At 39.7% G+C, this 26,554-nt stretch carries 25 protein-coding genes; 5 read left to right on the top strand and 20 right to left on the bottom strand.

Annotated elements, in window-relative coordinates:
* Positions 1 to 12: 12 nt before the first annotated feature.
* From prmA to menB, 12 genes are all read right to left on the bottom strand, one after another.
* A complete protein-coding gene (gene prmA / locus QQS40_RS04795; RefSeq protein WP_329506482.1) occupies positions 13 to 915 on the bottom strand; it encodes a 50S ribosomal protein L11 methyltransferase in 903 nt (300 codons plus the stop codon).
* 12 nt (positions 916 to 927) lie between these two features.
* A complete protein-coding gene (locus tag QQS40_RS04790) occupies positions 928 to 1,803 on the bottom strand; it encodes a DMT family transporter (protein WP_329506480.1) in 876 nt (291 codons plus the stop codon).
* Between the two features lie 16 nt (positions 1,804 to 1,819).
* Positions 1,820 to 3,244, bottom strand: a complete 1,425-nt coding sequence (panF, locus tag QQS40_RS04785; RefSeq protein WP_329506478.1) for a sodium/pantothenate symporter — start codon at positions 3,242 to 3,244, stop codon at positions 1,820 to 1,822.
* Positions 3,244 to 3,498 (bottom strand): YhdT family protein, encoded by a 255-nt coding sequence (locus tag QQS40_RS04780; RefSeq protein WP_049365286.1) that lies wholly within the window; start codon positions 3,496 to 3,498, stop codon positions 3,244 to 3,246. The genes panF and QQS40_RS04780 overlap by 1 nt, the downstream gene beginning before the upstream one ends.
* A 12-nt stretch (positions 3,499 to 3,510) precedes the next feature.
* Positions 3,511 to 4,959 (bottom strand): surface lipoprotein assembly modifier, encoded by a 1,449-nt coding sequence (locus tag QQS40_RS04775; protein ID WP_329506476.1) that lies wholly within the window; start codon positions 4,957 to 4,959, stop codon positions 3,511 to 3,513.
* Positions 4,960 to 5,023: 64 nt separating this feature from the next.
* The gene (locus QQS40_RS04770; RefSeq protein WP_297569051.1) at positions 5,024 to 6,217 is read right to left on the bottom strand and encodes a transferrin-binding protein-like solute binding protein; all 1,194 of its coding nucleotides are present in this window, start codon (positions 6,215 to 6,217) and stop codon (positions 5,024 to 5,026) included.
* A gap of 123 nt (positions 6,218 to 6,340) precedes the next feature.
* The gene (gene accC, locus QQS40_RS04765; RefSeq protein ID WP_289901604.1) at positions 6,341 to 7,687 is read right to left on the bottom strand and encodes an acetyl-CoA carboxylase biotin carboxylase subunit; all 1,347 of its coding nucleotides are present in this window, start codon (positions 7,685 to 7,687) and stop codon (positions 6,341 to 6,343) included.
* Between the two features lie 59 nt (positions 7,688 to 7,746).
* Positions 7,747 to 8,205, bottom strand: a complete 459-nt coding sequence (accB, locus tag QQS40_RS04760; RefSeq protein WP_049356078.1) for an acetyl-CoA carboxylase biotin carboxyl carrier protein — start codon at positions 8,203 to 8,205, stop codon at positions 7,747 to 7,749.
* A gap of 159 nt (positions 8,206 to 8,364) precedes the next feature.
* On the bottom strand, positions 8,365 to 8,817 hold the full coding sequence (gene aroQ, locus QQS40_RS04755; protein ID WP_049356080.1) for a type II 3-dehydroquinate dehydratase: 453 nt from the start codon (positions 8,815 to 8,817) through the stop codon (positions 8,365 to 8,367).
* A 60-nt stretch (positions 8,818 to 8,877) separates the two neighbouring features.
* A complete protein-coding gene (menC, locus tag QQS40_RS04750) occupies positions 8,878 to 9,867 on the bottom strand; it encodes an o-succinylbenzoate synthase (protein WP_289901606.1) in 990 nt (329 codons plus the stop codon).
* A 57-nt stretch (positions 9,868 to 9,924) separates the two neighbouring features.
* A complete protein-coding gene (locus QQS40_RS04745) occupies positions 9,925 to 10,695 on the bottom strand; it encodes a glycosyltransferase family 25 protein (RefSeq protein WP_080969746.1) in 771 nt (256 codons plus the stop codon).
* 95 nt (positions 10,696 to 10,790) lie between these two features.
* Positions 10,791 to 11,648, bottom strand: coding sequence for a 1,4-dihydroxy-2-naphthoyl-CoA synthase (gene menB, locus QQS40_RS04740; RefSeq protein WP_005698319.1), 858 nt, complete (start codon positions 11,646 to 11,648; stop codon positions 10,791 to 10,793).
* A gap of 152 nt (positions 11,649 to 11,800) precedes the next feature.
* Here menB and QQS40_RS04735 point away from each other — a divergent pair, with 152 nt between their 5' ends.
* The 3 genes from QQS40_RS04735 (at position 11,801) to QQS40_RS04725 (ending at position 15,516) form a co-directional block, all read left to right on the top strand.
* Positions 11,801 to 12,370, top strand: coding sequence for a DUF5358 domain-containing protein (locus QQS40_RS04735; protein ID WP_289901607.1), 570 nt, complete (start codon positions 11,801 to 11,803; stop codon positions 12,368 to 12,370).
* Between the two features lie 160 nt (positions 12,371 to 12,530).
* Positions 12,531 to 13,673 carry an FMN-dependent L-lactate dehydrogenase LldD gene (lldD, locus tag QQS40_RS04730; protein WP_049356086.1) on the top strand — a complete coding sequence of 381 codons (1,143 nt, stop codon included), beginning with the start codon at positions 12,531 to 12,533 and terminating at the stop codon, positions 13,671 to 13,673.
* Positions 13,674 to 13,857: 184 nt separating this feature from the next.
* Positions 13,858 to 15,516 carry a phosphoglucomutase gene (locus tag QQS40_RS04725; protein WP_329506464.1) on the top strand — a complete coding sequence of 553 codons (1,659 nt, stop codon included), beginning with the start codon at positions 13,858 to 13,860 and terminating at the stop codon, positions 15,514 to 15,516.
* A 60-nt stretch (positions 15,517 to 15,576) separates the two neighbouring features.
* On the opposite strand, the gene murQ is transcribed toward QQS40_RS04725, so the two are convergent.
* The 8 genes from murQ to QQS40_RS04685 form a co-directional block, all read right to left on the bottom strand.
* Positions 15,577 to 16,485, bottom strand: coding sequence for an N-acetylmuramic acid 6-phosphate etherase (murQ, locus tag QQS40_RS04720; protein WP_289901609.1), 909 nt, complete (start codon positions 16,483 to 16,485; stop codon positions 15,577 to 15,579).
* A 3-nt stretch (positions 16,486 to 16,488) separates the two neighbouring features.
* Positions 16,489 to 17,607: an anhydro-N-acetylmuramic acid kinase gene (locus QQS40_RS04715; RefSeq protein ID WP_329506462.1), complete on the bottom strand. Its 1,119-nt coding sequence runs from the start codon at positions 17,605 to 17,607 to the stop codon at positions 16,489 to 16,491.
* 97 nt (positions 17,608 to 17,704) lie between these two features.
* The gene (locus tag QQS40_RS04710) at positions 17,705 to 18,403 is read right to left on the bottom strand and encodes a LutC/YkgG family protein (protein ID WP_289901611.1); all 699 of its coding nucleotides are present in this window, start codon (positions 18,401 to 18,403) and stop codon (positions 17,705 to 17,707) included.
* Positions 18,404 to 18,408: 5 nt separating this feature from the next.
* Positions 18,409 to 19,821: a LutB/LldF family L-lactate oxidation iron-sulfur protein gene (locus QQS40_RS04705; RefSeq protein ID WP_289901612.1), complete on the bottom strand. Its 1,413-nt coding sequence runs from the start codon at positions 19,819 to 19,821 to the stop codon at positions 18,409 to 18,411.
* A gap of 1 nt (position 19,822) precedes the next feature.
* Positions 19,823 to 20,554: a (Fe-S)-binding protein gene (locus QQS40_RS04700; RefSeq protein ID WP_329506459.1), complete on the bottom strand. Its 732-nt coding sequence runs from the start codon at positions 20,552 to 20,554 to the stop codon at positions 19,823 to 19,825.
* Between the two features lie 96 nt (positions 20,555 to 20,650).
* Positions 20,651 to 22,252, bottom strand: coding sequence for a lactate permease LctP family transporter (locus tag QQS40_RS04695; RefSeq protein WP_297569083.1), 1,602 nt, complete (start codon positions 22,250 to 22,252; stop codon positions 20,651 to 20,653).
* Between the two features lie 290 nt (positions 22,253 to 22,542).
* A complete protein-coding gene (gene ygfZ, locus QQS40_RS04690; protein ID WP_329506456.1) occupies positions 22,543 to 23,382 on the bottom strand; it encodes a CAF17-like 4Fe-4S cluster assembly/insertion protein YgfZ in 840 nt (279 codons plus the stop codon).
* Positions 23,383 to 23,390: 8 nt separating this feature from the next.
* Positions 23,391 to 24,254: a YicC/YloC family endoribonuclease gene (locus tag QQS40_RS04685; RefSeq protein ID WP_329506454.1), complete on the bottom strand. Its 864-nt coding sequence runs from the start codon at positions 24,252 to 24,254 to the stop codon at positions 23,391 to 23,393.
* Positions 24,255 to 24,430: 176 nt separating this feature from the next.
* Between QQS40_RS04685 and QQS40_RS04680 the strand changes: the two genes are divergently transcribed.
* Both QQS40_RS04680 and nudC read left to right on the top strand, forming a co-directional pair.
* On the top strand, positions 24,431 to 25,645 hold the full coding sequence (locus tag QQS40_RS04680) for an aromatic amino acid transporter (RefSeq protein WP_128787778.1): 1,215 nt from the start codon (positions 24,431 to 24,433) through the stop codon (positions 25,643 to 25,645).
* A 73-nt stretch (positions 25,646 to 25,718) separates the two neighbouring features.
* Positions 25,719 to 26,546, top strand: coding sequence for an NAD(+) diphosphatase (gene nudC, locus QQS40_RS04675; protein WP_420485561.1), 828 nt, complete (start codon positions 25,719 to 25,721; stop codon positions 26,544 to 26,546).
* Positions 26,547 to 26,554: the final 8 nt, after the last annotated feature.

The raw sequence follows: 26,554 nt of genomic DNA, 5'->3' as shown, positions 1-26,554 counted from the left end.
CCCAATAAAGAACTAGTTCGAAGAATTTGACGTTATGGCTAATTTACCTGTAATACGACACCACTCATCCTTTACTGCAACAGGGTTCAATTCAAATGATTTCGTATACGCATCACATACCGATTGTGCTTGCGTTTCTAAAATGCCTGATAATCCAAGATCACCGTCCTCTTTCACTAATTGAGAAATAATCGGGTAAAGCTCTTTTAATGGTCCAGCCAGAATATTTGCCACAACAACATCTGCTTTTAAATCTGCAGGTTTATCATCAGATAAGAAAAGTTGCAGACGATCTGCAACCCCATTCTGTTCAGCATTATTGCGACTGGCGAGAATCGCTTGTGGATCGATATCAATACCGATTGCATTTTTTGCCCCTAATTTAAGGGCAGCAATGGCAAGAATTCCTGAGCCACAGCCAAAATCGATGACGGTTTTGCCAGTTAAATCCAAACCATCTAACCACTCTAAACAAAGTGCGGTTGTCGGGTGAGTACCTGTCCCGAAAGCTAAACCTGGATCAAGCATCACATTAACCGCATTTTGATCCGGTACTTCACGCCAGCTTGGACAAATCCATAAACGTTTGCCAAATTGCATTGGGTGGAAGTTATCCATCCATTCACGTTCCCAATCTTTATCCTCGATTTGCTCGATTTTGTAAGCGGTGTTTTCATCTAAATGATGGGCTTGTTTAAGCAAACTCACAATTTCGTTCATATCAGTTTCTGCATCAAACAATGCAATCACATCGGTATTTCCCCACAGACGCGTTTCGCCTGGAAGTGGTTCAAAAATCGGTGTGTCTTGGCTATCCATAAAGGTGACCGAAACTGAGCCAATTTCTTCTAAAAAGTCACTAATTTTCTCAGCTTTTTCATTTGTACTATTTAAGCGAATTTGAATCCACGCCATTTTCTTTTCCTTTTAATTAATTTCTTTATGTAACCATTTCGGTAATAAACTTACTCCTAGGGCTGAAGCCACAATAATGATAATCCCAAGCGTTGAAACAAGTGAAACCTCTTCGTTGAGTAATAGTACTGCCAAAAAGACACCAAAAATCGGCTCAAGTGCGGTCAAAATTCCCGAGATTTTTGCATCCACCGAATTTAAGCCTTTATTCCACAACCAAAAGGCAAACCAACTACATGCTACACCGAGATAAATCAAACCGAAGAAACCAAGCCAGTTAAAATGGATATCCCAGTTTTCAGTCATCAATAACGTAAATGGCAGCATGGTGATGGTTGCTAACACAATCGAAATTGATGTATAGGCTTGTGCTGAAACCGTTGCTACCACTTTTTTCGTCCAACGCAAGCAACAAGCAAACACAATACTTGCCGCTACCACTAATGAGCATCCCAATAAGCTAATTTCACTTGAGCCTTCATTGCCCTGCCCACCTAGAATTAAAATGGCTACGCCTAAAAAGGCAAAAGCCCCACACACCCAATGATACCATTTCGCACGATCTTGAAAGAAAAAATGCCCTACAAAAATCACACATAACGGCTCTAATCCAATCATGGTTGTTGCGCTCGCCGCACTTGTATATTTTAAGCCAATAAATTGCAGCAAAAAGGTCGCAGTATAATTGAAAAAACCTAGCCACCAAAGCTGTTTTCGCATCGGTTTAGACACGCCTTTCCAACGACGAAAAAAGAGCGGCATCACAATAAGCGCCGCCATTAATAAACGGGCTTGGATCATCAAAATGGTGTCCATCATTGTAAAGGTGTATTTCGCGGCAACAAAGGCACTACTCCAAATAAACAACGCCAGGATCTGGTAAATCATAAAGTGCGGTCCATTTTTACTGTTTTTTGGCGCCGAATTGATTGCCTAAGATGAACGCAATCAAACCAAATACAAGTGCAGGCACAATCGCATTAAACCCCAATAATTTGATGCCAAATTGAGTCAGCAGCACATAACTGCTTAATCCCACCAGCATTGAGCTTATTGCCCCTGTTGTATTTGCTTTATCCCAATAAATGCCTAATACAATCACCCAAAGGAATGTAGCTTCTAATCCTCCGAAAGCAAATAAATTCAGCCAAATAATCATATCCGGTGGATTCAGTGCCGCAAGAATTAACAACGCCGATAAAACAAGTGTAATGACGGATGAAATACGGCTAATTCGTTTTTCATTCTTTGCGGCTTCAGGTTTGCTTGCAAGATATAAGTCTTTCACAAAAATTGAGGAGGATTGAATAAGTTGCGCATCAACTGTGGACATAATCGCCGACATCGGTGCGGCTAAGAAAATCCCTGCAACAATTGGCGGAAGCACTTCCAACATTAAGGTTGGAATGACTTTGTCTGACACCGTTAAATCTGGCACAACAGCACGTCCTAAAGCGCCCGCCAAATGCATCCCTAACATAATGACTGAAAGGACAATCGTACCAATGAGCATGCCTCGATGTAAGGCTTTACTATCTTTGAAAGCCATACAACGCACAGCTGTATGTGGTAAGCCAACCACACCGAAACAAACTAAAATCCAAAAGGATGCCATAAACTGAAAATCAAGCATCTCATTTGGGCCGTAAGGACTCACTAAACTCGGATCAATTTCAGTTAATTTATTGACCGCACTTTCTACGCCACCGAGATGGTAAATCACGCCCACTAATAGCACGATTGTGCCAAAAATCATTACTGTACCTTGAATCGTATCGGTTAACACGACGGCTCGGAAACCACCAATAAACGTATAAATACCAACCGTTAAGGCAAAAATAAGTAAGGCATGAGTATAAGGAATCCCTATCGTCGTTTCGAGCAATCTCGCTCCACCAATAAATTGCACAACCATAGCAGCAAAGAAGGCAAGCAACAATGCTAGACTGGAAATCCAAACGAGATATTTATTTTTATAACGATAGAAAAATAAATCATTGATGGTAAGCGCATTGGTTTCGCGAGAAAGTAATGCAAACTTTTTGCCTAATGTGCCTAAGGCTAACCACACAGCTGGCACTTGGATCATGGCGAGTAATACCCAACCTAGCCCATATTTATAAGCTGCCCCTGGCCCACCAACAAAAGAACTGGCACTGGCATAAGTGGAAGCGGTTGTCATCGCAAGGACAAAGCCCGTCATGGAGCGATTTCCCACATAATATTCCGTAAGAAAATCCCCTTTACTGCGTTTTACATAAGCAAATAATGCTGCGCCAAAGATAAAAATTAAGTAGATAATTAAGGGGAGAATAATACCTAAATTCATTATTTATTCTCCTTTGACTCAACATCTAACGGGATATCTAAAAAAACAATTTTGACAATCCAATACCCAATGACGACAAACAAAATAGGTAAATAAATGCAGGATAATTCAAACCACAACGGAAAACCTATCGGCCCTGGCGAGTCTTTCGGTAAATAAGCACAAACACACCATCCAATCACATAAAGAATAGCTAAACCTAATGCCCAGCGAGCCTCCTTGGCTGCTTGTTTATACCGCTGTGATAAATCCATGATGAACTCCCGTTAGAATGTTTTACCCATTTCAAGAAAAATACGATTTTTGTCGTAGCTATAAAATGGGTGATTACTTGACACTTTTTGATAAGACCATGTAATTTTAGGCGTGATTCCTAAAAAGTAAAGATCACGATGCCATAATGTTACTGCTGATTGATATTCATTATTTTTCTGACGAATATTAAATAAATCAGCACCTTTGTAAGTTCTACGCGCATAGGCAAGGGAAACTCGGGTTGAAATACCCCAGCCCCACTCTTGCCCCCAACCTAAACGGAGATTTTTACGTTGATAAGCATTGTCTTCATCTCGCGTATTTTCACGATTATAATCAGCACCTATGAACCAAAATTGACCACTCTTAGGAAAATAAGATAACGTATTCGACCAAAGATAATTATTACCATTCAAGTGTTTACGAGTGTTATAACGCTGTTCACCATATTCAAGTGCGGTTGACATTTGCCACTTTTCATTCAGCCAATAGGTTAAATCTAAACGAGCACCTGAATTCTTCGAATACTGCTTCATTGACTCACTCCCTGAGGAGCCACCTGCATACCATCGTCTTTCTGTAAATGGCATCAATGAAATCTCAAAACGTGCTGTTTGATAACCCAATCCAGCGCCAACTCTACCATTAAATTCATTATATTTTTTATTATCCCAGTAATATTTCCCATTACCTTCAATAGAAAACTTAGTGAAATAATTATGAGGTAATGACCACTTTTTCTCTGCTTCTACAAAATAAGAAAACCCTGTTGCACTTTCGCGATCCCAGGCATTCCAATTTCCAATGCGAGTGCCAGGTTTTGGTGCATTGTTAATATTACTTTCGTTTAAGAAGCTCAACCCACCTCGAAACTTCCATTGATCTCGGCGGTTAAGCGCAGAAAGATATTGGTCTATCATGACGGTAGACTCGGGTGAAACTTGTTCAGCTCTCAGTTTTTGGAATTGATCTTTGGCCGCCTCATTATCATTGTTTAAAAAGAGTGCCTGTGCTAACTGATAACGCAATGGCAGAATGGTCGAATCTTGAGAAAATAGAGTACGATAACGAGTTACCGCCTCCGAAAAACGACCATTTTCACGAGCATTAATTGCATTTGCCCACTCAAGTAAAAATGGATCTTGTTTTGGCAAATTTTGATACAACGGCAGTAATAGTTGAACGACGTCACCGTTATTTTGCAACACTGCAGGAATCAATCCACGTACGATCAAATCAGGGTGTTTTGCTAATTCTTCTTTCGTCATAGAAAGTGTATGTTTATCATCACGTTTTTCTGGAATTTGTGGCTTTTGAGTGGATAAGTCAGGTTTCGCAAGCTGAAGCTGATCATCAAACCGCTCATCCCGAGGTTGAGGAGACTTCTCTAGTGCAAAAGAGAATGAACTAAGCAATAATGAAGAGTTTAAAAATAAAATAAGTTTAGATTGTGAAGTCATTTTTTATTCCTATAAAGAAAAATAAAGCAAGCCAAAGGCTTGCTTTAAAATTTACAAAAATTTTCTAATTTTTTCTAGCACCAAAAACACCAAATTTATCATTTCCTTGATAAGTTCCAGCCACTTCGTCTGCATCTTTTCCATAGAAGCCACCTTCAACCTGAACACCTTGGCTATTTATTCCACTAAATTGATTGCCTTGAATTTTGGCAGATAAGGAAACATCATCAAAATGTAGATGAGGAGGAAGAGCGCCTCCAGCAATATCATTTGATACGAGGACATCATTAAAACCTGTTTTCGCTAAAGAAATTGTTCCATTTAGTGTTTTATCTGCAAAATTTGCAGTAAGTCTGGCTGATGATAAGAAATATCCCTCTTTTTTAGCTGCCTCTAAATGACTACCATATCCAGTATAATTGACTATACCTGATTGAGGCATTTCTGTTGTTGGATTTACACCGAATGCAACATGATAATAAGAGTTCAGCGAAGGATCTGTAAATGTACCCCAACGAATGTTCTTATAGTTTTTACCGCTAACACTACGTTGCGATTTAGGAGAAAACTCCTCTAGCAGTTCTTTTGCATTAATTCCAATGAATCCGGGACGTTCATAATACCCTGATGGAATAATTTCAATTTCTTGACCTTCAACATTAACGAGATTCACATTATTGTCATCATGTATTTGTCTTTCAATTGTAGTAATTACTCCATTCTCTTTGTTAACTTCAAATCCTACTCGACTAAGCACAATTTGTTCTTCATTTTTTGGTTGTTCAGCTGGTTTTACTAGCTCACTTGGTTTTACTAGCTCAGCTGGTTTCACTGTCTCAGCTGGCTTTACTGGCTCAGCTGGTTTTACTGGCTCAGCTGGTTTTACTGTCTCAACTGGTTTCACTTGCTCAGCTGGTTTCACTGTCTCAGCGGATTTCACTGTCTCAGCGGATTTCACTGTCTCAGCGGATTTCACTGTCTCAGCGGGTTTCACTGTCTCAGCTGGTTTTACTAGCTCAGCTGATTTTACTAGCTCAGCTGGTTTTACTGGCTCAGCTGTTTTTACTGGCTCAACTGGTTTTACTGACTCAGCCGGTTTTACTAGCTCAGCTGGTTTTACTAGCTCAGCTGGTTTTACTGGCTCAGGTGTTTTTGCTTGATCAGCTGGTTGAGTATTGCTACCACCACTACTTCCACAGGCAGCTAACGTTACAGTTGCAAGAATTATTAAACTTAATTTAGAGAGATTAAATTTCATTGTTTTTCCTTAGGTAAAAATAAATAGGTACACATTATAAAGAGATTTAAAATATCTTTTCAAAGAAAATATATTAATTATCAAAAGATATAAAAATGGCTAACTTACGTTAGCCGTTTCATGTTAATCATACATCCCTAATTTCTTCTCTAAATAGTGGATATTCGCACCACCTTTTTGGAAGTTTTCATCTTCAAGAATGAGTTCATGAAGTGGGATATTTGTTTTGATACCATCAATGATCGTCTCAGATAATGCATTTTGCATACGACGGATTGCGACATCACGCGTATCACCGTATGTGATTAATTTTGCGATCATAGAATCGTAGTGTGGTGGAACGGTATAACCAGCATATACATGAGAATCCCAACGAACCCCTAAACCACCTGGTGAGTGCAAGTGAGCAACTTTACCTGGAGATGGTAAGAATGTTTTTGGATCTTCTGCATTGATACGACATTCAATTGCATGACCTTTCACTTTGATATCTTCTTGTTTATAAGAAAGTGGTAAACCAGCTGCAATGCGCAATTGTTCTTTCACTAAATCTACACCGGTAATCATTTCTGTTACTGGGTGCTCTACTTGAATACGGGTATTCATTTCAATGAAATAGAATTCACCATTTTCATACAAGAATTCAAACGTACCTGCACCGCGATAGCCAATTTCAACACAAGCATTCGCACAACGAGTGCCGATGTCACGACGAACTTCTTCTGTAATACCCGGCGCAGGTGCTTCTTCCACGACTTTTTGGTGACGACGTTGCATAGAACAATCCCGTTCTGCAAGATAGATTGCATTACCGTGTGTATCCGCTAAAACTTGAATTTCAATATGGCGTGGATTTTCTAAATATTTTTCCATGTAAACCATATCATTGTTAAACGCGGCTTTTGCTTCAGCTTTTGTCATCGCAATAGATTCTTCAAGTGCATCTTCGCTACGAACGACACGCATACCACGACCACCGCCACCGCCAGATGCCTTGATAATAATTGGATAGCCAATACGTTTTGCAATTTCTTTATTTTTTGCGATATCGCTGCCTACTGGACCATCTGAACCCGGTACACAAGGCACGCCCGCTTTTTTCATTGCTTTAATTGCAGAAACTTTATCCCCCATCAAACGAATGACGTCTGCAGTTGGGCCAATAAAAATAAAACCAGAACGCTCAACTTGCTCTGCAAAATCTGCGTTTTCAGAAAGGAAACCATAACCAGGGTGAATCGCATCCGCACCGGTTACTTCTGCTGCGGCAATAATGGCAGGGATATTTAAATAACTTTTTACAGATGGCGCAGGTCCGATACAAACTGTTTCATCTGCAAGTAATACGTGTTTTAAATCACGATCGGCGGTAGAGTGAACCGCCACAGTTTTAATGCCTAATTCTTTACAGGCACGCAAAATACGTAGTGCAATTTCACCACGGTTAGCTATCACAACTTTTTCTAACATAACAATTTCTACTTGTGTGAAAAAAGGCGAGAACTCTCGCCATTTCAGATTAATAGGGATTATTCAATAACGATTAATGGTTGATCAAATTCAACCGCTTCGCCATCATTCACTAAGATTGCTTTAACCACACCAGCTTTGTCTGCTTCGATACGATTCATCATTTTCATTGCTTCAACGATACAAAGTGCATCGCCTACTTTGACTGTTTGTCCCACTTCAACGAAAGCTTTCGCTTCTGGACTTGGGCTACGATAGAACGTACCTACCATTGGTGAACGCACTTGGTGGCCAGAAACTTCAGCGACTGGCGCTTCAGCAGGTGCAGCTGCCGCTGGAGCAGCTGCAGGAGCCGCAACGGGTGCGACAGGCGCCGCTGCATATTGAATTGCAGCAGGTACAACAGCTGGTGCCGCACGACTAATACGTACTGTACCTTCTTCTTCTTGCACTTCTAATTCAGTGATACCCGATTCTTCTACTAATTCAATCAGTTTTTTGATTTTACGAATGTCCATACGCTCTTCCTAAAAATAATAATGAATTGTTAACCGCACTTTCAGAATTGATTTCTAAAGTACGGTCATTTTGAAACCTGTTTTTGTGTCGGCAAGATTACCGCAAAATCACGCACTTTGCGATAAATTTCTGCGAAAATCTGTAAATTTTGTGAAATTTTATGCTTTTTTATTTAAAAAATCTAACGCAAATTGAAGAGCAAACTCATAACCTTTCGCACCTAAGCCACAAACCACCCCTTCAGCCACATCACTAAAGTAAGAATGGTGACGGAATGGCTCGCGCTTATGTACATTAGACAAATGGATTTCAACAAATGGAATTGACACAGCAAGCAAGGCATCACGCAATGCAACACTGGTATGCGTATAAGCCGCAGGGTTAATTAAAATAAAATCCACTTTCTGAAAACTTTGATGAATCTTATCGATTAACTTTTCTTCGCTATTTGCTTGAAAGCACGCCAAATTCACATCATACTGCGCCGCAAGTTTTACCATATTTTCTTCAATGGCAGATAACGAAAGCGAACCATAATGTTTCGGTTCCCTTGCCCCCAACATATTTAAGTTTGGGCCATTTAACAGCAAAATATTAAATTTTTTTGACATTTTCACATCCTTTAACTTGTGCGAATTATAGCGATTTTTTGTGTAATGGTGGTCGTATCTCTAGACGATTTTGGTAATAAATTCTGAATTTAAATCAATTAGCGGTAAATCTGAGCCTGGCCACGCACGTAATACTTGATGTTGCATTAAATTTAACGTATCTAATCCTGGCGTCACATTGGGTGTATATTGTGCCGCGATACGAGCGAGTTGCGTTAATCCAAGGCTACTTTCAATGCTCGAGCTAATCACTGCTTTTATGCCTAAATAATGTGCTTGTGCGATCAGCTTTTGACAATCTTGTAGCGAACCAACCAGTGTTGGTTTAATCACAATGGCACTTAAGTGTGGTTCTTTTTCTAAAAGGAAGCCTGGCTCACGCACACTTTCATCCCAAGCAATATTAATGCCTGTTTGAGCTGCAAACTGACGGCTTTCTTCACGAGTTTTACAAGGTTCTTCCAGAAATTGAATACGAGAACGATGTTGCAGTTTTACTTTCTCCGCAAATTTTAAGGCTTTTTCTAAAGTCCATTGACGATTCGCATCTAGACGTAATTGCAAATCAGGAATGGCTTCCAAAAACATGTCGGCAATTAAACCATCACGATTCGTTTCATACATGCCGACTTTGATTTTAGCGACTTTGTCACCTGGCATTTGATTCAATTCTGAATATAACTCATCAGGATCACCATAGCACAAAGGTGCAGTGTGATAGTTACCTTCCTCATTTAAATAACGTTTCATCTCATCCATCGCCGTGCTAATACCGAAGGCAACAGAAGGATAACAACCGTCAAGGGGGACTCTTGGTGCTTCGCAGCTTGCATGACACCAATTCGTCAGCCATTCAATGGCTTGCTCTTGCGCTTGTTCGATGGTTTCTTCGCTAAACCCAGGCAAAGGTGCAATTTCGCCCCAGCCATCACGGCTGCAAGCAACACGTACAATCAAACCTTCTCGACGTTTCAAAAAGCGTCCACGTAAAATTAATTGGCTGTCGACGGGAATAGAATAACGATAAAGATTAAATGATTTGGTTTTCATCTTGTTCTCCTTGATAGCAAAAGTGCGGTTAAAAATAATTTTTTAACCGCACTTCCCTTATTTAAAAGGCACGTGTTTCATAAATAATTTACGCTTTAATCTTATAATTTCTTTTCTTATTCTTTCAACCACTGAAAATTTTGTCTGATTTTCATGAACTAAATCTCTACCTTTTTGCAAGCTGCTTTCAAAAGGTTTATCTGGATTCACAACAAAATCTTGTACACAAATACCGGGTGAAAGCTGTACCACGTTGTAATCCTTTAAATTTAAAAAATCCTCAAAGATAAGAGAATCAATTGCAATTTCAAGCGGTTTATTTTTTACCTGTTTGAGAAGGTATTTCGCACCTTTTGCCATGACTGTATAACCTGCAGTTCCTGACTGCTTAAATGTGATAGGGTAAATCTTTCTATGACACTTTACTACTTTAGGCCTACGAAATACCATTTTTCCATTAGCCTCAAGCTTTAGCACATCAACATCATCAGGCAAATAATCAATCTCTAATAACTTCTTCGCATTCTCACCTAAGTGAATATCATCTTCAAAAATATTGATATAATCTAAATTATTTTCTACTGCCAGATCCCATAACGCAATATGACTTAATGCACAACCAATTTCACCATCCGATAATTTGGCGTTTGGTGACCTATCTAAAGTAATATTAAATTTCTTTGCAACATCCTCAATACGATCTGGTGTGACCGCATCAAAAAATGAAAAAGGGATTTTTTGCTGACCAAATTCTTGTTCAATATGTTTGCGACGTTTAGTTTCTTTGATTAAACTAATCACATAATTATATTGTTTTTCGCAACCCATAAAAATATTTTCCAAATAGCAATAAAGATTTCAATATATTTTCAAAAGTGCAGTTAAAAACACACTGATTTTGAACCGCACTTTTTATGTTCAAATTAAGGATTACGTCTGAATTTGCTGAAGTCTGGTGCGCGTTTTTCGTTAAATGCGTTACGCCCTTCTTGACCTTCTTCAGTCATATAGAACAACATGGTTGCATTACCCGCGAGTTCTTGTAAACCTGATTGACCATCACAGTCCGCATTCAATGCAGCTTTCAAGCAACGTAACGCAATTGGGCTGTTACGTAACATTTCACGGCACCAACGCACGGTTTCTTTTTCTAAATCAGCATAAGGCACGACAGTATTCACTAAGCCCATATCTAATGCTTCTTGCGCATTATATTGACGGCATAAGAACCAAATTTCGCGTGCTTTTTTCTGACCCACTAAACGCGCCATATAGCTTGCACCCCAGCCACCGTCAAATGAACCTACTTTAGGACCAGTTTGACCAAAGATTGCATTGTCTGCTGCAATGGTTAGATCACATAACATATGAAGTACGTGGCCACCACCAATTGCGTAACCTGCCACCATTGCTACAACTGGTTTTGGACAAGTACGAATATCGCGTTGGAAATCCAATACATTTAAATGATGCACACCGCTTTCATCTTTATAGCCGCCGTAGTCACCACGAATTTTTTGGTCACCACCAGAACAGAATGCTTTTTCGCCTTCACCGGTTAATACAATCACGCCAATTTTTTCATCGAAACGAGCGTTAGAAAAAGCATGGATCATTTCTTTAACTGTTTGCGGTCGAAATGCGTTACGCACTTCTGGACGGTTAATAGTAATTTTTGCAATACCATCAGTCGATTTGTGGAAACGAATATCAGTGTAACCTTCGCTATGATCAACCCACTCAACTGGTGCATATAAAACATCATCTTTTGGATTTTGCATTGTTCTTTCCTTTATAAGTGTAAAAAGTGCGGTCATTATAACGGAAGTTTTTTACTTCGGGAAAGAAAATCACGTCGCTATTAGATAATCACTTTACAATCAGATTGTTGTTGCTAAAATTTTGGCAATCTAGATATTATAAGGAAATTTAAGTGAGAAAATTTATTATTTTCGGCGCAACTGTACTCTTAAGTGCTTGTGGTTTATTTGGCCCATCACAATCGCCGATCCCCGCAGAATTTGCACAAGCGGATTACCTCCTTTCAGATGTGAATGCGAAAACATGGGCAACGTCAAGTAAACAAGCTGAACAATGTATCTATCCGAATTTGACCCGAATTCAACAACAACACTTCGCTAAAGAAGATAGCTACATTCATTCCCAATATGTCTTTTTCTATCCGTTAGAAAAAATCATCGGGGAAAACTATGTGAAAATGATTCAAAAAGATGAAAAATCAATGAATTACGCAACTTATCAATTTAAGAAATTCCGTACAGAAGTCGGGGATGTTGACTCGTTAGATCCTAAAGCATGTCAAATCTTACGAACTCAAGCCAAAGAAGATTTAGATGTCGTAAAAGGTCAATATATAAATGGCATGGTAGATGAAACCAAAAATGACGATGGTACATTGAAGAAAACGGGTGATGGTATTGCCACCAATCAAAACAAATTCTTCTTTGATATTATTAAATGGGGTTCAGCTCTCCTCCTTTAGTAATTTCACTCTTCACGATCAAAATCAATTAAATGCACGATTCGGATGGAAAATCGTGCATTTTTTATTGCCCAATTACAAATCTTCAAAAACTAATACCTTTATTAATGAATTTAACTTACAATGGAAGATAATAATTATCATTAATAATGAGGTAAATATGATTATTTCATCCGCAAACGATTATCGTCAAGTTGCTAAACGTAAGGTTCCTCCATTTATGTTTCATTATGCTGATGGTGGCTCTTATTCCGAACATACACTTACACGTAATGTAAGTGATCTATCTAACATAGCATTACGGCAACGTGTGCTCAATGATATGTCTCAATTAAATACTGAAATTGAATTATTCGGTGAAAAGCTTTCTATGCCGTTAGTATTGGCTCCTGTAGGTGCATGTGGTATGTACGCAAGTCGTGGTGAAGTTCAAGCTGCAAAAGCTGCCGATAATAAAGGTATTCCATTTACGCTTTCAACTGTGTCAATTTGTCCAATTGAAGAAGTAGCTCCAACACTCAAACGTTCCATGTGGTTCCAACTTTATGTTCTAAAAGATCGAGGCTTTATGAAAAATGCGCTCGAACGAGCAAAAGCAGCAGGTTGTAAGACATTGGTCTTTACTGTAGATATGCCAACCCCTGGTGCACGTTATCGTGATATGCATTCAGGCATGAGTGGCGAATATAAATGGCTTCGTCGAACATTACAAGGTTTCACTCATCCATTATGGTCTTACGATATGCTCATGAAGGGGCGTCCATTTACATTAGGTAATGTTTCTCAATATATGGGTAAACCGGTAGGGTTAGATGATTACATTGGTTGGTTAACTGACAACTTCGACCCTTCTATTTCGTGGAAAGATTTAGAATGGATACGTGATTATTGGGATGGTGCTATGGTTATCAAAGGTATTTTAGATGCTGAAGATGCTAAAGATGCTGTTCGCTTTGGTGCTGATGGGATCGTGGTATCCAACCATGGAGGTAGACAACTAGATGGTACGCCATCAACAGCTCAAGCTTTACCTTATGTCGCTGATGCAGTCAAAGGTAATATAAAAATTCTTGCAGATAGTGGTATTCGTAATGGATTAGATGTAGTACGTATGATCGCATTAGGTGCTGATGCTACTATGATTGGTCGTTCTTTTGTATATGCTCTTGGAGCAGATGGTCAACGTGGCGTAGAGAATATGCTCGATATATTTCATAAAGAAATGCGTGTAGCAATGACACTAACAAGCAATAAGAATATCACAGATATTACTCGTGATGCTTTGGTGGATTTCAGCAAATAAATTTTAAATTTCATAATCTAAAATCATTTAACAGCGTGAATATTTTACGCTGTTTTTATTTTATTAGAAAACGATTGCGATCAAAAAAAGCTTATCTTTTCAGGAAAAAAGAAAAATAGTCGTTTTAATCCGATCCATTTTCCGTTAGTCTATCCAGAATTACTTTTTACAAGGAGAAAACATCATGACAACGCTTTTTGATATTGCACAAAACTGGTTAAACCAAGATCCTGATGCAGAAACTCATGCAGAATTAACCGCACTTTTAACCGCGGCGAAAAATGGTGATAAAAAAGCACAATCTGAATTACAAGCTCGCTTTAGTAGCCGTTTACAATTTGGTACTGCAGGGCTTCGTGGACCATTACAAGCAGGCCCTATGGGGATGAACCGTGTTTTAGTAGCACAAGCAGCAGGTGGTTTAGCGGATTATTTAAAAGATTACGACAAACAACCTTCTATCGTGATTGGTTACGACGGTCGTAAAAACTCTGATGTTTTCGCACGTGATACCGCTGAAATCATGGCGGGGGCAGGCGTTAAAGCTTATTTACTTCCACGTAAATTACCCACTCCAGTATTAGCTTACGCAATTCAATATTTTGATACCACAGCAGGTGTTATGGTGACAGCAAGTCACAACCCACCAGAAGATAACGGTTATAAAGTGTATTTAGGCAAAGCGAACGGCGGTGGCCAAATCGTTTCGCCTGCAGATAAAGATATCGCTGCATTAATCGACAAAGTCGCAGTGGGTAATGTAAAAGATTTACCTCGTAGCCAAGATTATGTTGTGTTAGATGATGAAGTAGTTAACGCTTATATTGAAAAAACGGCTTCTCTTGCTAAAGAACCTAAAGCAGACATTAACTACGTTTATACCGCAATGCACGGTGTAGGCTATGAAGTATTAAGCAAAACCTTAACCAAAGCAGGTCTTCCACAACCTCATATTGTGGCAGAACAAGTATGGTCAGATGGCACATTCCCAACAGTAAACTTCCCTAACCCAGAAGAAAAAGGGGCATTAGATTTAGCCATTAAAGTGGCAAAAGAACACAATGCGGAATTCATTATTGCCAATGACCCTGATGCAGACCGTTTAGCAGTAGCTGTTCCAGATGCACAAGGTAACTGGAAACCTTTACACGGCAACGTAGTAGGTTGTTTCTTAGGTTGGTATTTAGCAAAACAATATCATGCAAAAGGTGAGAAAGGCGTATTAGCGTGTTCTTTAGTGTCCTCTCCAGCGCTTGCTGAAATTGCGAAAAAATACGGCTTCCAATCAGAAGAAACCTTAACCGGTTTCAAATACATCGGTAAAGTTCAAGGCTTATTATTCGGTTTCGAAGAAGCGCTTGGTTACTTAGTTGACCCAGATAAAGTACGCGATAAAGACGGTATTTCAGCGGCGATCGTATTCTTAGATTTAGTGCGTCACTTAAAAGCACAAGGTAAAACCTTAGCGGATTATGCCAATGACTTCACACAAGAATTCGGTGCTTATGTAAGTGGTCAAATTTCTATCCGTGTAAGCGATTTATCTGAAATCGGTAAATTAATGACCGCACTTCGTAACACGCCTCCAGCTGAAGTAGGTGGTGTTAAAGTGGCACAATTCATCGACCACACTAAAACTGATCGCCAAAGCGACATCCTTGTATTCGTATTAGAAAACGGTAGCCGCTTAATCGCTCGTCCATCTGGTACTGAGCCGAAAATCAAGTTCTACCTTGATGCTCGCGGTAAAGATCCAAAAGACGCGGATCAAGTTTTAGCACAATTTGAGGAAGGCGTTCGTCAAATCCTTCGTCAAGATGCTTACGGCAAACAAGATTGCTAATTAAGCAAACTATTAAATAATAAAAAACGCTAGGTTTGATGCCTAGCGTTTTATTTTTGCTTATTTCAATGCAAGTTGTAACTTGCCCTGATGTTTTTCTAATAAAGCCTCTGCTTGAGCACGATCTAATCCACTCAGAATCATCATAATCGCTAATTTCGCATTTTGATCAGCCTGCTTTAATGTCTCTTCTGCGAGAGCCTTATCGCAATCCGTGGCTTGCATGACGATACGAATGGCACGAGCTTTCAGTTTTTTATTACTTGCCTGCACATCCACCATTAAGTTTTGATAGCATTTACCCATTAAAATCATAGAAGCCGTAGTCAGCATATTCAGTACTAATTTTTGTGCTGTGCCTGATTTCAAGCGGCTCGAGCCAGTTAGCACTTCTGGTCCCACGACAGTATCAATGGCAATATCCACAATATTCGCCATCGCTGAATTCGTATTACTTGCAATCGAAACCGTCACTGAACCTAAACGTTTCGCATATTCCAATGCACCGATCACATAAGGGGTTCGTCCACTTGCAGCAATACCCACCAACACATCTTTTGAGGAAAAGTGAATTGTTTGTAAGTCCACCACGGCTTGTGCTTTACTGTCTTCCGCCCCTTCAATTGGATGACGTAATGCGCGCTCGCCGCCTGCAATAATACCTTTCACCATTTCAGGTGACACACCAAATGTTGGCGGGCATTCAGACGCATCGAGTACGCCTAATCGACCACTGGTTCCTGCGCCAATATAGACTAATCGACCGCCTTGTTGAAATGCAGCAACGATACGTTCAACCGCTTGGGCAATTTGAGGTAAACATTTTTCAATTGCCAAAGGCACTTGCTTATCTTCCTGATTCATTAACTGCGCAATTTCCAATGCAGATAAGCTATCTATATGCATGGAATTGGGATTTCGTTGTTCAGTAATTAGAGTTGAAAGGGTTTGTAATAAATTCTCTGCCATGGTTTATTCCTTTGGAAAAATCGCCCCTAAACTGACCGCACTTGTGGCGCCCGTCACACTCGGCAAATTAGCGGGTAAATTATGCATACGACGATAAGCCAACCAAGCAAAAGCTGCCGCTTCCACATAATCGATATCAAGCTCTAATTCCGTCGTCAGTTGAATACGCCAAGTTGGCAACGCCTGTTTTAAACCATTCATGATCGCCTGATTTTTAGCCCCCCCGCCACAAACAAGTAATCGACATGGTAATATCGTCTGAATATTATTAAGGGCTAAAACAATGCTTTGCACGGTAAATTCAGCCAAAGTAGCTTGCACATCTTGTGGTAAAAGTGCGGTCGTTTTGCCTGCTATTTTTTGAATTTTCCTCTCTAGCCAAGCCAAATTAAATAATTCACGCCCCGTGCTTTTCGGTGGTGGAAGCTGAAAGAAATCTTCATCTAATAATGCCGCTAACAAATCTGGATTCACTTGACCTGAAACCGCCCATTCACCATTTTGGTCGTAAGCTTTGCTTTGATGTTTTTCGATCCATTGGTCAAGCAAGGTATTACCTGTTCCCGTATCAAAGCCAATGACAGGCTGTTCGGGTATCAATAACGATACATTACTTATACCACCAATATTCAGCACCACCGTTGTCCAATGAGGATCAAAAAATACCGCTTGATGAAAAGCGGGTACTAAAGGCGCCCCTTGTCCACCAAACGCCATATCTTTACGGCGCAAATCGCCAACGACCGTAATGCCTGTTTTTGCAGCTAATAAGTTCATATCGCCAATTTGCATGGTAAACGGAAATTGACCTTTTGGGGAATGCCACACTGTTTGGCCATGGCAGCCAATGGCTTCAATCTGTTCTGGCTTTAACTGGTGTTTACGTAAAAAATCATTTACGCAATCGGCATAAAGCAAACCAAATTGATGATCGAGTTCACCCAATGCTTGTAACGACGTTTCGCCCGATTGAATAAGTGCGGTCACTTTTTCGCGTAAATTTGCCGGCATCGGCGTAAAACCTGCCGCAATTAATTTGGTTTGATTAGATTGGATGTCAGTAAGGGCAATATCCACCCCATCAAGGCTGGTGCCAGACATAATGCCAAGATAATAAGTCATAGTGTTCAATTCATGAGTTTTTCAGAATTATAGCGGATTTCAAAAAAATAAAAAAAGAGAGAACATTATAGTTCTCTCTTTTCATCATGGATGATTCTTATAAGTCATCAATGACTAAATAGATTTTTGCTACTGGACCATGTACGCCAATCACTTTAATCAATTCAATATCTGCGGTTGAACTTGGACCTGAGATAATATTGATACAAGATGGCATACGCTCGCCTTGTTGTGCTTTATCATGTAATACTTTCGCCACTTGTGCAACACGTGGTAGTACTTGGCTTTTACGTACAACAACAATCGATTTTTCAGGTAATAAACTCACTGAACGTCCATGATCTGCGTCAGAGAATAAGACGATTCCGCCCGTTTCCGCCAAACCATATTCTGCATAAACCACACCAAGATTAGCTTTTTCAGAAAAACTAATATTATCTTGTGCCGTTTCTGGTGACCATGTATGGCAAGTATATTTCGCTTCAAGCGCTGCAGGAATACCAAGTGCAGTCAATCTTTCATCGGAATTAAGCACAACATCACCGCCACCATATTTTTCACAGAGAGCAAGTAAGGTTTGTACTGCATCAGACTCTTTACACACATTTACGTCCACCATCATGGTTTTAGCAGAATTGGTAAATTCATTCGCTAAATCAACCGCACTTAAATGGGTTAAACGCTCAGTTGGGTATGTATTGACTGGTGCTTCCATCGGTTCAGGTACGATAGCACGGGCTTTACCCATTTTCGCCGCTAATTTATTAAGAAAATTTTCGCGATTTTGTAAATCCATGCTTATTACCCTCTCTCTCTATTATTAAACCATTGACGGAAACTTTCGCCATCTGCTTGTGGTAAATCTCGTGCTTTTGTCCATTCACCCAATGCACCAAATGTAATTGGTGCTTTCCCATTTTTGATCAGCTTACCCGCTAATTTCGCACCAATATTCACACCTGTTTTCCATAGTATTGGGTTGGCATTGGCTGTGGTGAAACCAAAAATAGATAAACGTTCCATCGCAGGCGTTTTACCTAACTCTACCATTTTCTCACGGTGTTTTAAGATTAACTGTGCTAATGGAATACGCACCGGGCAGACAGAGTTACATGCGTTACATAATGAACAAGCATACGGCAATTCTTTAAACTCATCGTAGCCGCCTAGTAACGGAGAAATCACGGCACCAATTGGCCCTGGGTAAATAGAACCATATCCATGACCACCGATTTGACGATATGCCGGACAGGTATTCAAACAAGCACCGCAACGGATGCAACGTAAAACTTCTTGGAATTCAGACGCTAAAATATCTGAACGGCCATTATCCACAATAACCAAATGGAATTCTTCAGGTCCATCCGTTTCACCTGCAACACGAGGACCCGTTAACCAAGTGTTATAACCGGTTAATTTCGCTCCTACAGCGCTACGAGCAAGCATCGTGATTAACACATCTACCTCTTGGAAGGTTGGTGCTAGACGCTCCATTCCCATCACGGCAATATGTGTTTTTGGTAAAGTAGTGGCTAAACGTAAGTTACCTTCATTCGTTACTAAACAAACTGAGCCAGTTTCTGCTACGGCAAAATTACAACCACTAATACCAATATCCGCTTCTAAAAAATCTTGACGAATTTTTTTGCGTACGAAACTCGTCATATCTTCTGGTGTTTCCTCACCTTCATAGCCGAGTCGCTCAGCTAAATCTTTACGGATTTGATGACGATCTTTATGAATTGCTGGTACAACGATATGGGATGGTTTATCACCTGAAATTTGTAAGAGATATTCCCCTAAATCGGTTTCGATCACTTGCATACCTTCTTTTTCAAGCACGTCGTTTAAACCGATTTCTTCTGTCACCATGGATTTGGATTTTACGATTTTCTTCGCATTTTTCTCTAATGCTACTTTGCGAATATAAGCACTCGCTTCTTCGGCAGTTTCAGCAAAATACACTTTACCGCCATTTTCAATCACTTTTTCGCTTAATTGATACAAATAAGCATCTAAATTAGCTAAAACATGGTTACGAATCTGTTTAGATAAATCACGCCATTCTTCCCAATGACCTAATTCGTCCACCATTTTTTGACGGTTAGCACCAATAGTTTCTTGGGCTTTCACTACCGCTTTACGCATGATAGTATTATGTACTTCGTGATCAACACGCGCTTTAAAAGGAAGATGACTGGTTTTTAGTGACATATTATTTCTCCCCTTGCATTAATACTTCCGCAATGTGCATCACTTTGATCTTGCTGCCTTCGCGTTGTAAACGACCACCAATGTTTAATAAACAGCTGACATCGGCACCAATTAAATATTCCGGTTCAACCTCTTCGATATGCTCAACTTTTTCTTTCACCATTTCGCCAGAAATCTCTGCCATTTTCACAGAGAAAGTTCCCCCAAAACCACAGCAAGTTTGCTGATTATGAATAGGAAGCAATTCTAAACCTTTCACTCCTTTTAAAAGCGCAATGGGCTCATCAACAATACCTAATTTTCGAGATAAGCTACAAGAAGGGTGATAAACTGCTTTACCTGGCAGATATGCGCCGACATCCGTTACACCAAGTTTATTGACAATAAAATCGGTTAAATCACAGAAACGATCCACCACTTTTTTAGCGCGCTCTGCCCAATCTAATTCACCCACTTTGGTGAAATAGTCAGGATAGTTTTTAATCGCATAAACACAGGAACCTGCAGGGGCAACGATGGGATAATCGTTCACTTCAAAGGTTTCGACTAAGTTTTTCATGCCAGGGATGGCTTGTTTGGTGTAACCGCTGTTTAATGCAGGTTGCCCGCAACAGCCTTGTTTTTCAAGGAAGATAACATTACAACCGAGTTTCTCCAGTAGTAATACGGTGTTTTTCGCCACACCGCTTTTTACGACATCAGCAATACAGGTAACGTAGAAATTTACGTTCATAAATAATTACTCCAACAGTAATAGAAAATAAAAAGTAAAATATTCGATAAAAGTTAAGCAACCGCCGATAAAGTACGGTTGCTTTTTGCCTCTATTTTAGAGCGCGTAGAATAGCGGAATTAAGAAACTTGCGCAAAGGGCTGCAATGATACCGTAAACGACCATTGGTACAATCGTAGTCTTAATGATTGTTCCTTCTTTGTTTTGAATATTCAATACAGAAGAAACGGCTACGATATTATTAATACATACCATGTTACCCATCGCTCCACCAACTGATTGTAACGCAAGAATTAAGGTCACAGATAAACCGGTGGTTTCAGCGGTCGATAATTGTACGCTACCGAATGTTAAGTTAGATACCGTATTTGACCCCGAGAAGAATGCACCTACCGCACCTAAGAAAGATGAGAAGATTGTCCAGTCACTACCGGTCACTTCTGCAAAGGTACGACCGATGATTTTCACCATAGAATGCTCGCCACCTACTAACATCAAGTTTACCATAACTAAGGCTCCCATTAAGGCAATAAATGGATTTTTTACTTGGCTTAAGCTTGCACTAAAAATACCTTTTGCTCTGCTGAAGTTCACGCCGAAAAGTGGTAATGAAATTAATACGGTAATGACAAATGGGATTAACGCAGGCACATAAAGTAGTTTATAGCTTTCACTCACTTCTGAACCAAAGATATTTTTTAAACTAAAAATTAAACCTTTACTGACTTCAAATGTACCTAATGAACCTAACACGGTGGAGAACCACACATCTTTGTTATTCATTAAGCCTTTTAAGCCTAATTCAGGAATACGTGTAACAATTAAGAATAAAATTAATAAACCAGTAGGGAGTAATGCTTTAGCAACTTGGCCCGTACTAACCGCATTATTATCTAACTTGTTTTCAACTTTCGCTAAACCAATACCTTTATTCGCTACAAATACAGAAATAAAGAGACCAATTGCGCCACCCACTAATGATGGGAATTCATAGTTAAATTGAGCTATGATGGCGAAAGGAATGATACAAGAAAATACACTGATATAAATAAAAACAATATTTTGACGGATTTCTTTCCAGGTCACCATGATGCGTAATGCCATCAATGGAATCACTAATGCCGCAATGGAGTGAATAAACGCTGTCATCGAGCCAATTTCAAGAATCGATTTTGAATCTAATTTTAACGGACCAAAACCGAACCAAGTTGGTGTACCTACTGCTCCAAAAGAAACCGGAACTGAGTTCATCACCAAAGCTAACATGGCGACTTTTAATGGATTAAAACCTAATCCCATTAAAATTGGTGCGGCAATCGCAGCTGGCGTACCAAAGCCACTTGCGCCTTCAATCATAAAAGCAAATGCCCAGCCGATAATCATTAATTGTGCAACTGGGTTTGGGTTAATATTGCCTAACCATTTACGCATCGTATCGGTTGCACCAGATACTTCTGAAAATTTATTAAACAGAATTGCCCCAAAAATCACCGTAATTGGTGTTTGAACAGCCACAATAGCAGCGGTCACATTCGCACTAATCGTTACGATGTCGGTATTAAAATGAAGAAGGTGAACGCCCATCACTAAAGTTGCAATCCAAGGTAATGCAACATAAGAAGGTAATGCATTACGCTTTACCATTAAATAAATTAATAAAATGATGGGAAAAACACTAAGAATAAAAGATAGAGTCATACTTAATCCTCTTATGTAACTAAAAATTGCGCGTATTCTATGGTTTTTGAAGAAAAAGCCTATACCCTATTTAGTGAAATTTGTTAAAAATGTGACAAAGATCTCATAATTTTTTAACATTTTCACCTTTTATTGTAACAATTTTTTAACTATTCAAAAAATCTGATAAAAATACAGGAATTGTGATAGAAAATAAATTTTCATGATAAAATCATATAACGAAAAAATCCTTGCAAAGGCTGACTTTACCAAGGATTTTTAAGTGTAAAATAGATTAAAAGGAACTATTTTTAGCTATTTATGGAATAAGGAAGAGATTCAATTTTTAGAACAGTTCCATCTTCAGGTAAACGGAAATGCATCCCTTCTTCTAAATCGTTATTCATCACCACTTGTAACCATAAAACGCCGTCAAAATTAACCGCACTTACGATCGTGCCCGTTTTACGCCAAGTTGTTTCTAACTGCATTTCTATTTCGCTGCCGATTTTCGGTGTAACCGTGGTTTTTCCTGAAAGCACATACATCGCTCGTTTATTGGCGCCACGATATTTGGCTCGTGCGACAGTTTCTTGCCCGATATAGCACCCTTTAGTAAAAGAAATTGCTTGTTCAATCGCTTGTAGATTTAATGCCTGCGGGATAAATTCATTTTGCGTTTCCGCACTCAAGCTTGGTAAGCCCGCTTGAATATCCGCACAAAGCCATTGTTTTTCATCGCCATTAAAGGTGACATCTAACGGTGTAGGATTGAGCAAAATTGCACGATTTTCATCAATATCTAATTCAATCTGCGCATGAATTCGACCGCACTTTTCACCAATCAAGCCAACAATTTGCCAATCCAATACTTGGAAAGTGACTTTTGAAAACACCGCGTATTTTTTTAACTGATCGAGTGGAGCTAATAAAGCTTTCGGCATTAAAATCAAAAACTGCTCTGCTGAAAGCTTAATTAAGCGAAACAACGAGTTCATTTTGCCTTTAGGATCGCAATGCGCTGTAAGCGTTGAAGCGCCAGCTGCTAAATGCACCACATCACACGTTAATTGGCCTTGCAGATATTTCTCCGCATCGACGCCAGCCACTTCCACCAAATCATAGTGGTTTAATGAAATAAATGTTGCCATGATTTTTCCTATTCAAGGTTTTGAATTTGCTCACGCATTTGTTCGATTAATACTTTTAATTCCACGGCGGAAGCGGTGATATCAGCATTAATGGATTTTGATGCCAACGTGTTAGATTCACGATTGAGCTCTTGCATCATAAAATCTAGTTTACGACCCACTGCCCCACCTTTTTTCAAGATGTTGTTGGTTTCTTTCACGTGCATTTGCAGACGATCTAATTCTTCCGCCACATCCACACGTTGCGCCAATAAAATCATTTCCTGTTCAACACGTTGTGGGTCAAGTTGAATCTTCGCTTCTTCAAAACGTTGCAATAAACGCTCACGCTGCCATTGTAAAACGGCCGGCATTTGTGACCGCACTTTTTCGGCTTCTACCGTAATACCATCTAGACGTTGCTGAATAATGGCTTGTAGTTTTTCGCCTTCACGCCCACGCATTGCAATAAATTCCACCAACAATTCATCAAAAGCTGTCAACAAATCTTGACTGATGGCATCAAGATCTTGCTCAGCCGCTTCCACCACGCCAGGATAACGCAATACATCTGCTAAATTGATTTCACCCTCGCCAGCTTGCGACTTAATCCATTGTAAAGATTGAATCACTTGATTCGCTAATTCTTTATTTAAATTGAGCTCAGCCGCTGCTTGTTTTTTGCTATCAATACGCAATGAACATTCAATTTTACCGCGAGTGAGATTTTGACGAAGTTTCTCACGCAAAGCATTTTCCAAGCCTCTAAATTGCTCTGGCAAGCGGAAAAAGTTTTCCAAATAACGTTGGTTAACCGAACGAATTTCCCAAACTGTATCGCCCCAATCTTTCTTGATTTCAAGGCGTGCAAAGGCTGTCATACTATAAATCATAAGCGCTCTCCTACTATTGTCTCTCGTCTTAATTGATTTGCCGGTTATTTTATCGGGAAAGTGCGGTCATTTCTACCGTACATTTTGTAGAAGAAATTTGTTTTCTCCACTTTACACACTGTAAAGATTAAAATACAATCATCGTAAATTAATTATTACAATTAAAGGAAAGTAGAATGAACAAGACTGTGGGAAGTACCTTGCTTGTGGCAGGAACTATGATTGGTGCGGGGATGTTGGCAATGCCGCTCACCTCAGCAGGGATTGGCTTAACGGCGACGGTTTTCTTATTAATTGGCTTGTGGGCGGTACTCACATTCACCGCATTGTTATTCGTGGAACTGTATCAAACTGCTGACAGCGATGCGGGGATCGGCACACTTGCTGCACAATATTTTGGTAAAGCGGGGCGAATTATTTCCACCGCTGTTTTAATTGTCTTTTTATATGCCTTAATTGCTGCTTATGTAAGTGGTGGTGGTTCCTTATTAATGGATTTACTCCCAGCCATGGGGGATAAAGACACCATGAACAAAATCGCGGTGCTTGTATTCACCATTTTCTTCGGTAGTTTTATTGTCATCGGTACACACAGTGTGGATAAAATTAACCGTGTCCTATTCTTTGTGATGATTGCCACTTTTATCTTAGTGCTCGCATTAATGTTACCAAACATTAAATTTGATAACTTAATGGCGATGCCGATTGATAATGCCTTAATTATTTCTGCAAGCCCTGTATTTTTCACGGCATTTGGCTTCCACGGTTCGATTCCTAGCTTAAATAAATACTTAGACGGTAATGTGAAATCCTTACGCATTGCGATTTTAGTCGGTTCTGGTATCACGTTATTTGCTTACTTTTTATGGCAGCTTTCGACGCATGGCTTACTCAGCCAAAATGAGTTCTTACAAATTTTACGTGAAGACGCAACCTTAAATGGCTTAGTGAAAGCAACCTTAGAAATCACCCAAAGCCCAATTATTGCGAATGCGGTAAAAATCTTCTCCACTTTAGCATTGGTAACTTCATTCTTAGGGGTGGCATTAGGTTTATTAGAATGTATCGAAGACTTACTCAAACAATCTTTTGATATTCATGCAGGGCGTATTTCATTAGGTTTAATGACCTTTATTCCCCCAGTGCTTTTCTCCCTTTTCTATCCGGAAGGTTTTATTCTCGCACTAGGTTACGCCGGTCAAATGTTCGCGTTCTACGCAGTGGTTTTACCGGTAGCATTAGTTTGGAAAGCACGTGCTATTCATCCTAACTTGCCATACAGAGTATGGGGCGGTAAAGCATTGTTAGTACTTGTATTGGTGCTTGGGGTGATTATTACTTCAATTCCTTTTGCCATCCGAGCGGGTTATTTACCTTTTGTTGTCGGTTAAAATGAGCGAAAAAAAGACCGCACTTTTAAGGTGCGGTCTTTTTTTATTCGTTTTATTAAAAATCCCTTTTATAATGACCGCACTTTTGAAACAAAAAGAGAAAAATATGAATGCAATTCAGCCCGAAGATCAGGGATATTGGCTGTTCACCAAAGGATCGACACTTTATTGGCAGGAAAATGATCTGCCTTTTGGATCAGCAAAAGAACTCGGCCTCACAACGCAAAAAGCAATGTTGCTCGGGAAATGGAAATCACGACCTTTATGGCTTGTGGCAGAAAATGATCAAGATGAGCGAGAATACCTTTCCTTACGGAGTTTGTTGTCCTTACCGACTGAAGATTTTCATTTGTTAAGCCGAGGTGTAGAAATCAATCATTTTTTGAAAACCCATCAATTTTGTGGAAAGTGCGGTCAAAAAGCGGAACAAACTCACGATGAGCTTGCGGTTCAATGCACAAGTTGCGGCTATCGTACTTACCCCGTTATTTGCCCTTCGATTATTGTCGCCGTTCGCCGTGGCACAGAGATTTTATTAGCCAACCATAAACGCCATTACACGCCTGGCAAAGCGGGGATGTACACCACGCTCGCCGGTTTTGTGGAAGTGGGTGAAACCTTCGAAGATGCGGTTCACCGCGAAGTGTTTGAAGAAACCGGCATTCGCATTAAAAATATTCGCTATTTCGGTAGCCAACCTTGGGCATTCCCTAATTCACAAATGGTGGGCTTTTTAGCCGATTACGACAGTGGAGAAATTCAACTGCAAGAAACAGAACTGCATGATGCACAATGGTTTTCTAGCGCTGCCCCCTTGCCAGAATTACCGCCAACAGGTACTATCGCACTCAAATTAATTAATGCTACGCTTGAGCTTTGCAAAGCGGAACAAAATAAATAAAGGAAAGC

Source organism: Haemophilus parainfluenzae, from assembly GCF_036288925.1.
In the GTDB taxonomy this organism is placed as follows: domain Bacteria; phylum Pseudomonadota; class Gammaproteobacteria; order Enterobacterales; family Pasteurellaceae; genus Haemophilus_D.
Note: the sequence above shows the minus strand (reverse complement) of the source record. Positions and strands in the feature narration are given on the sequence as shown.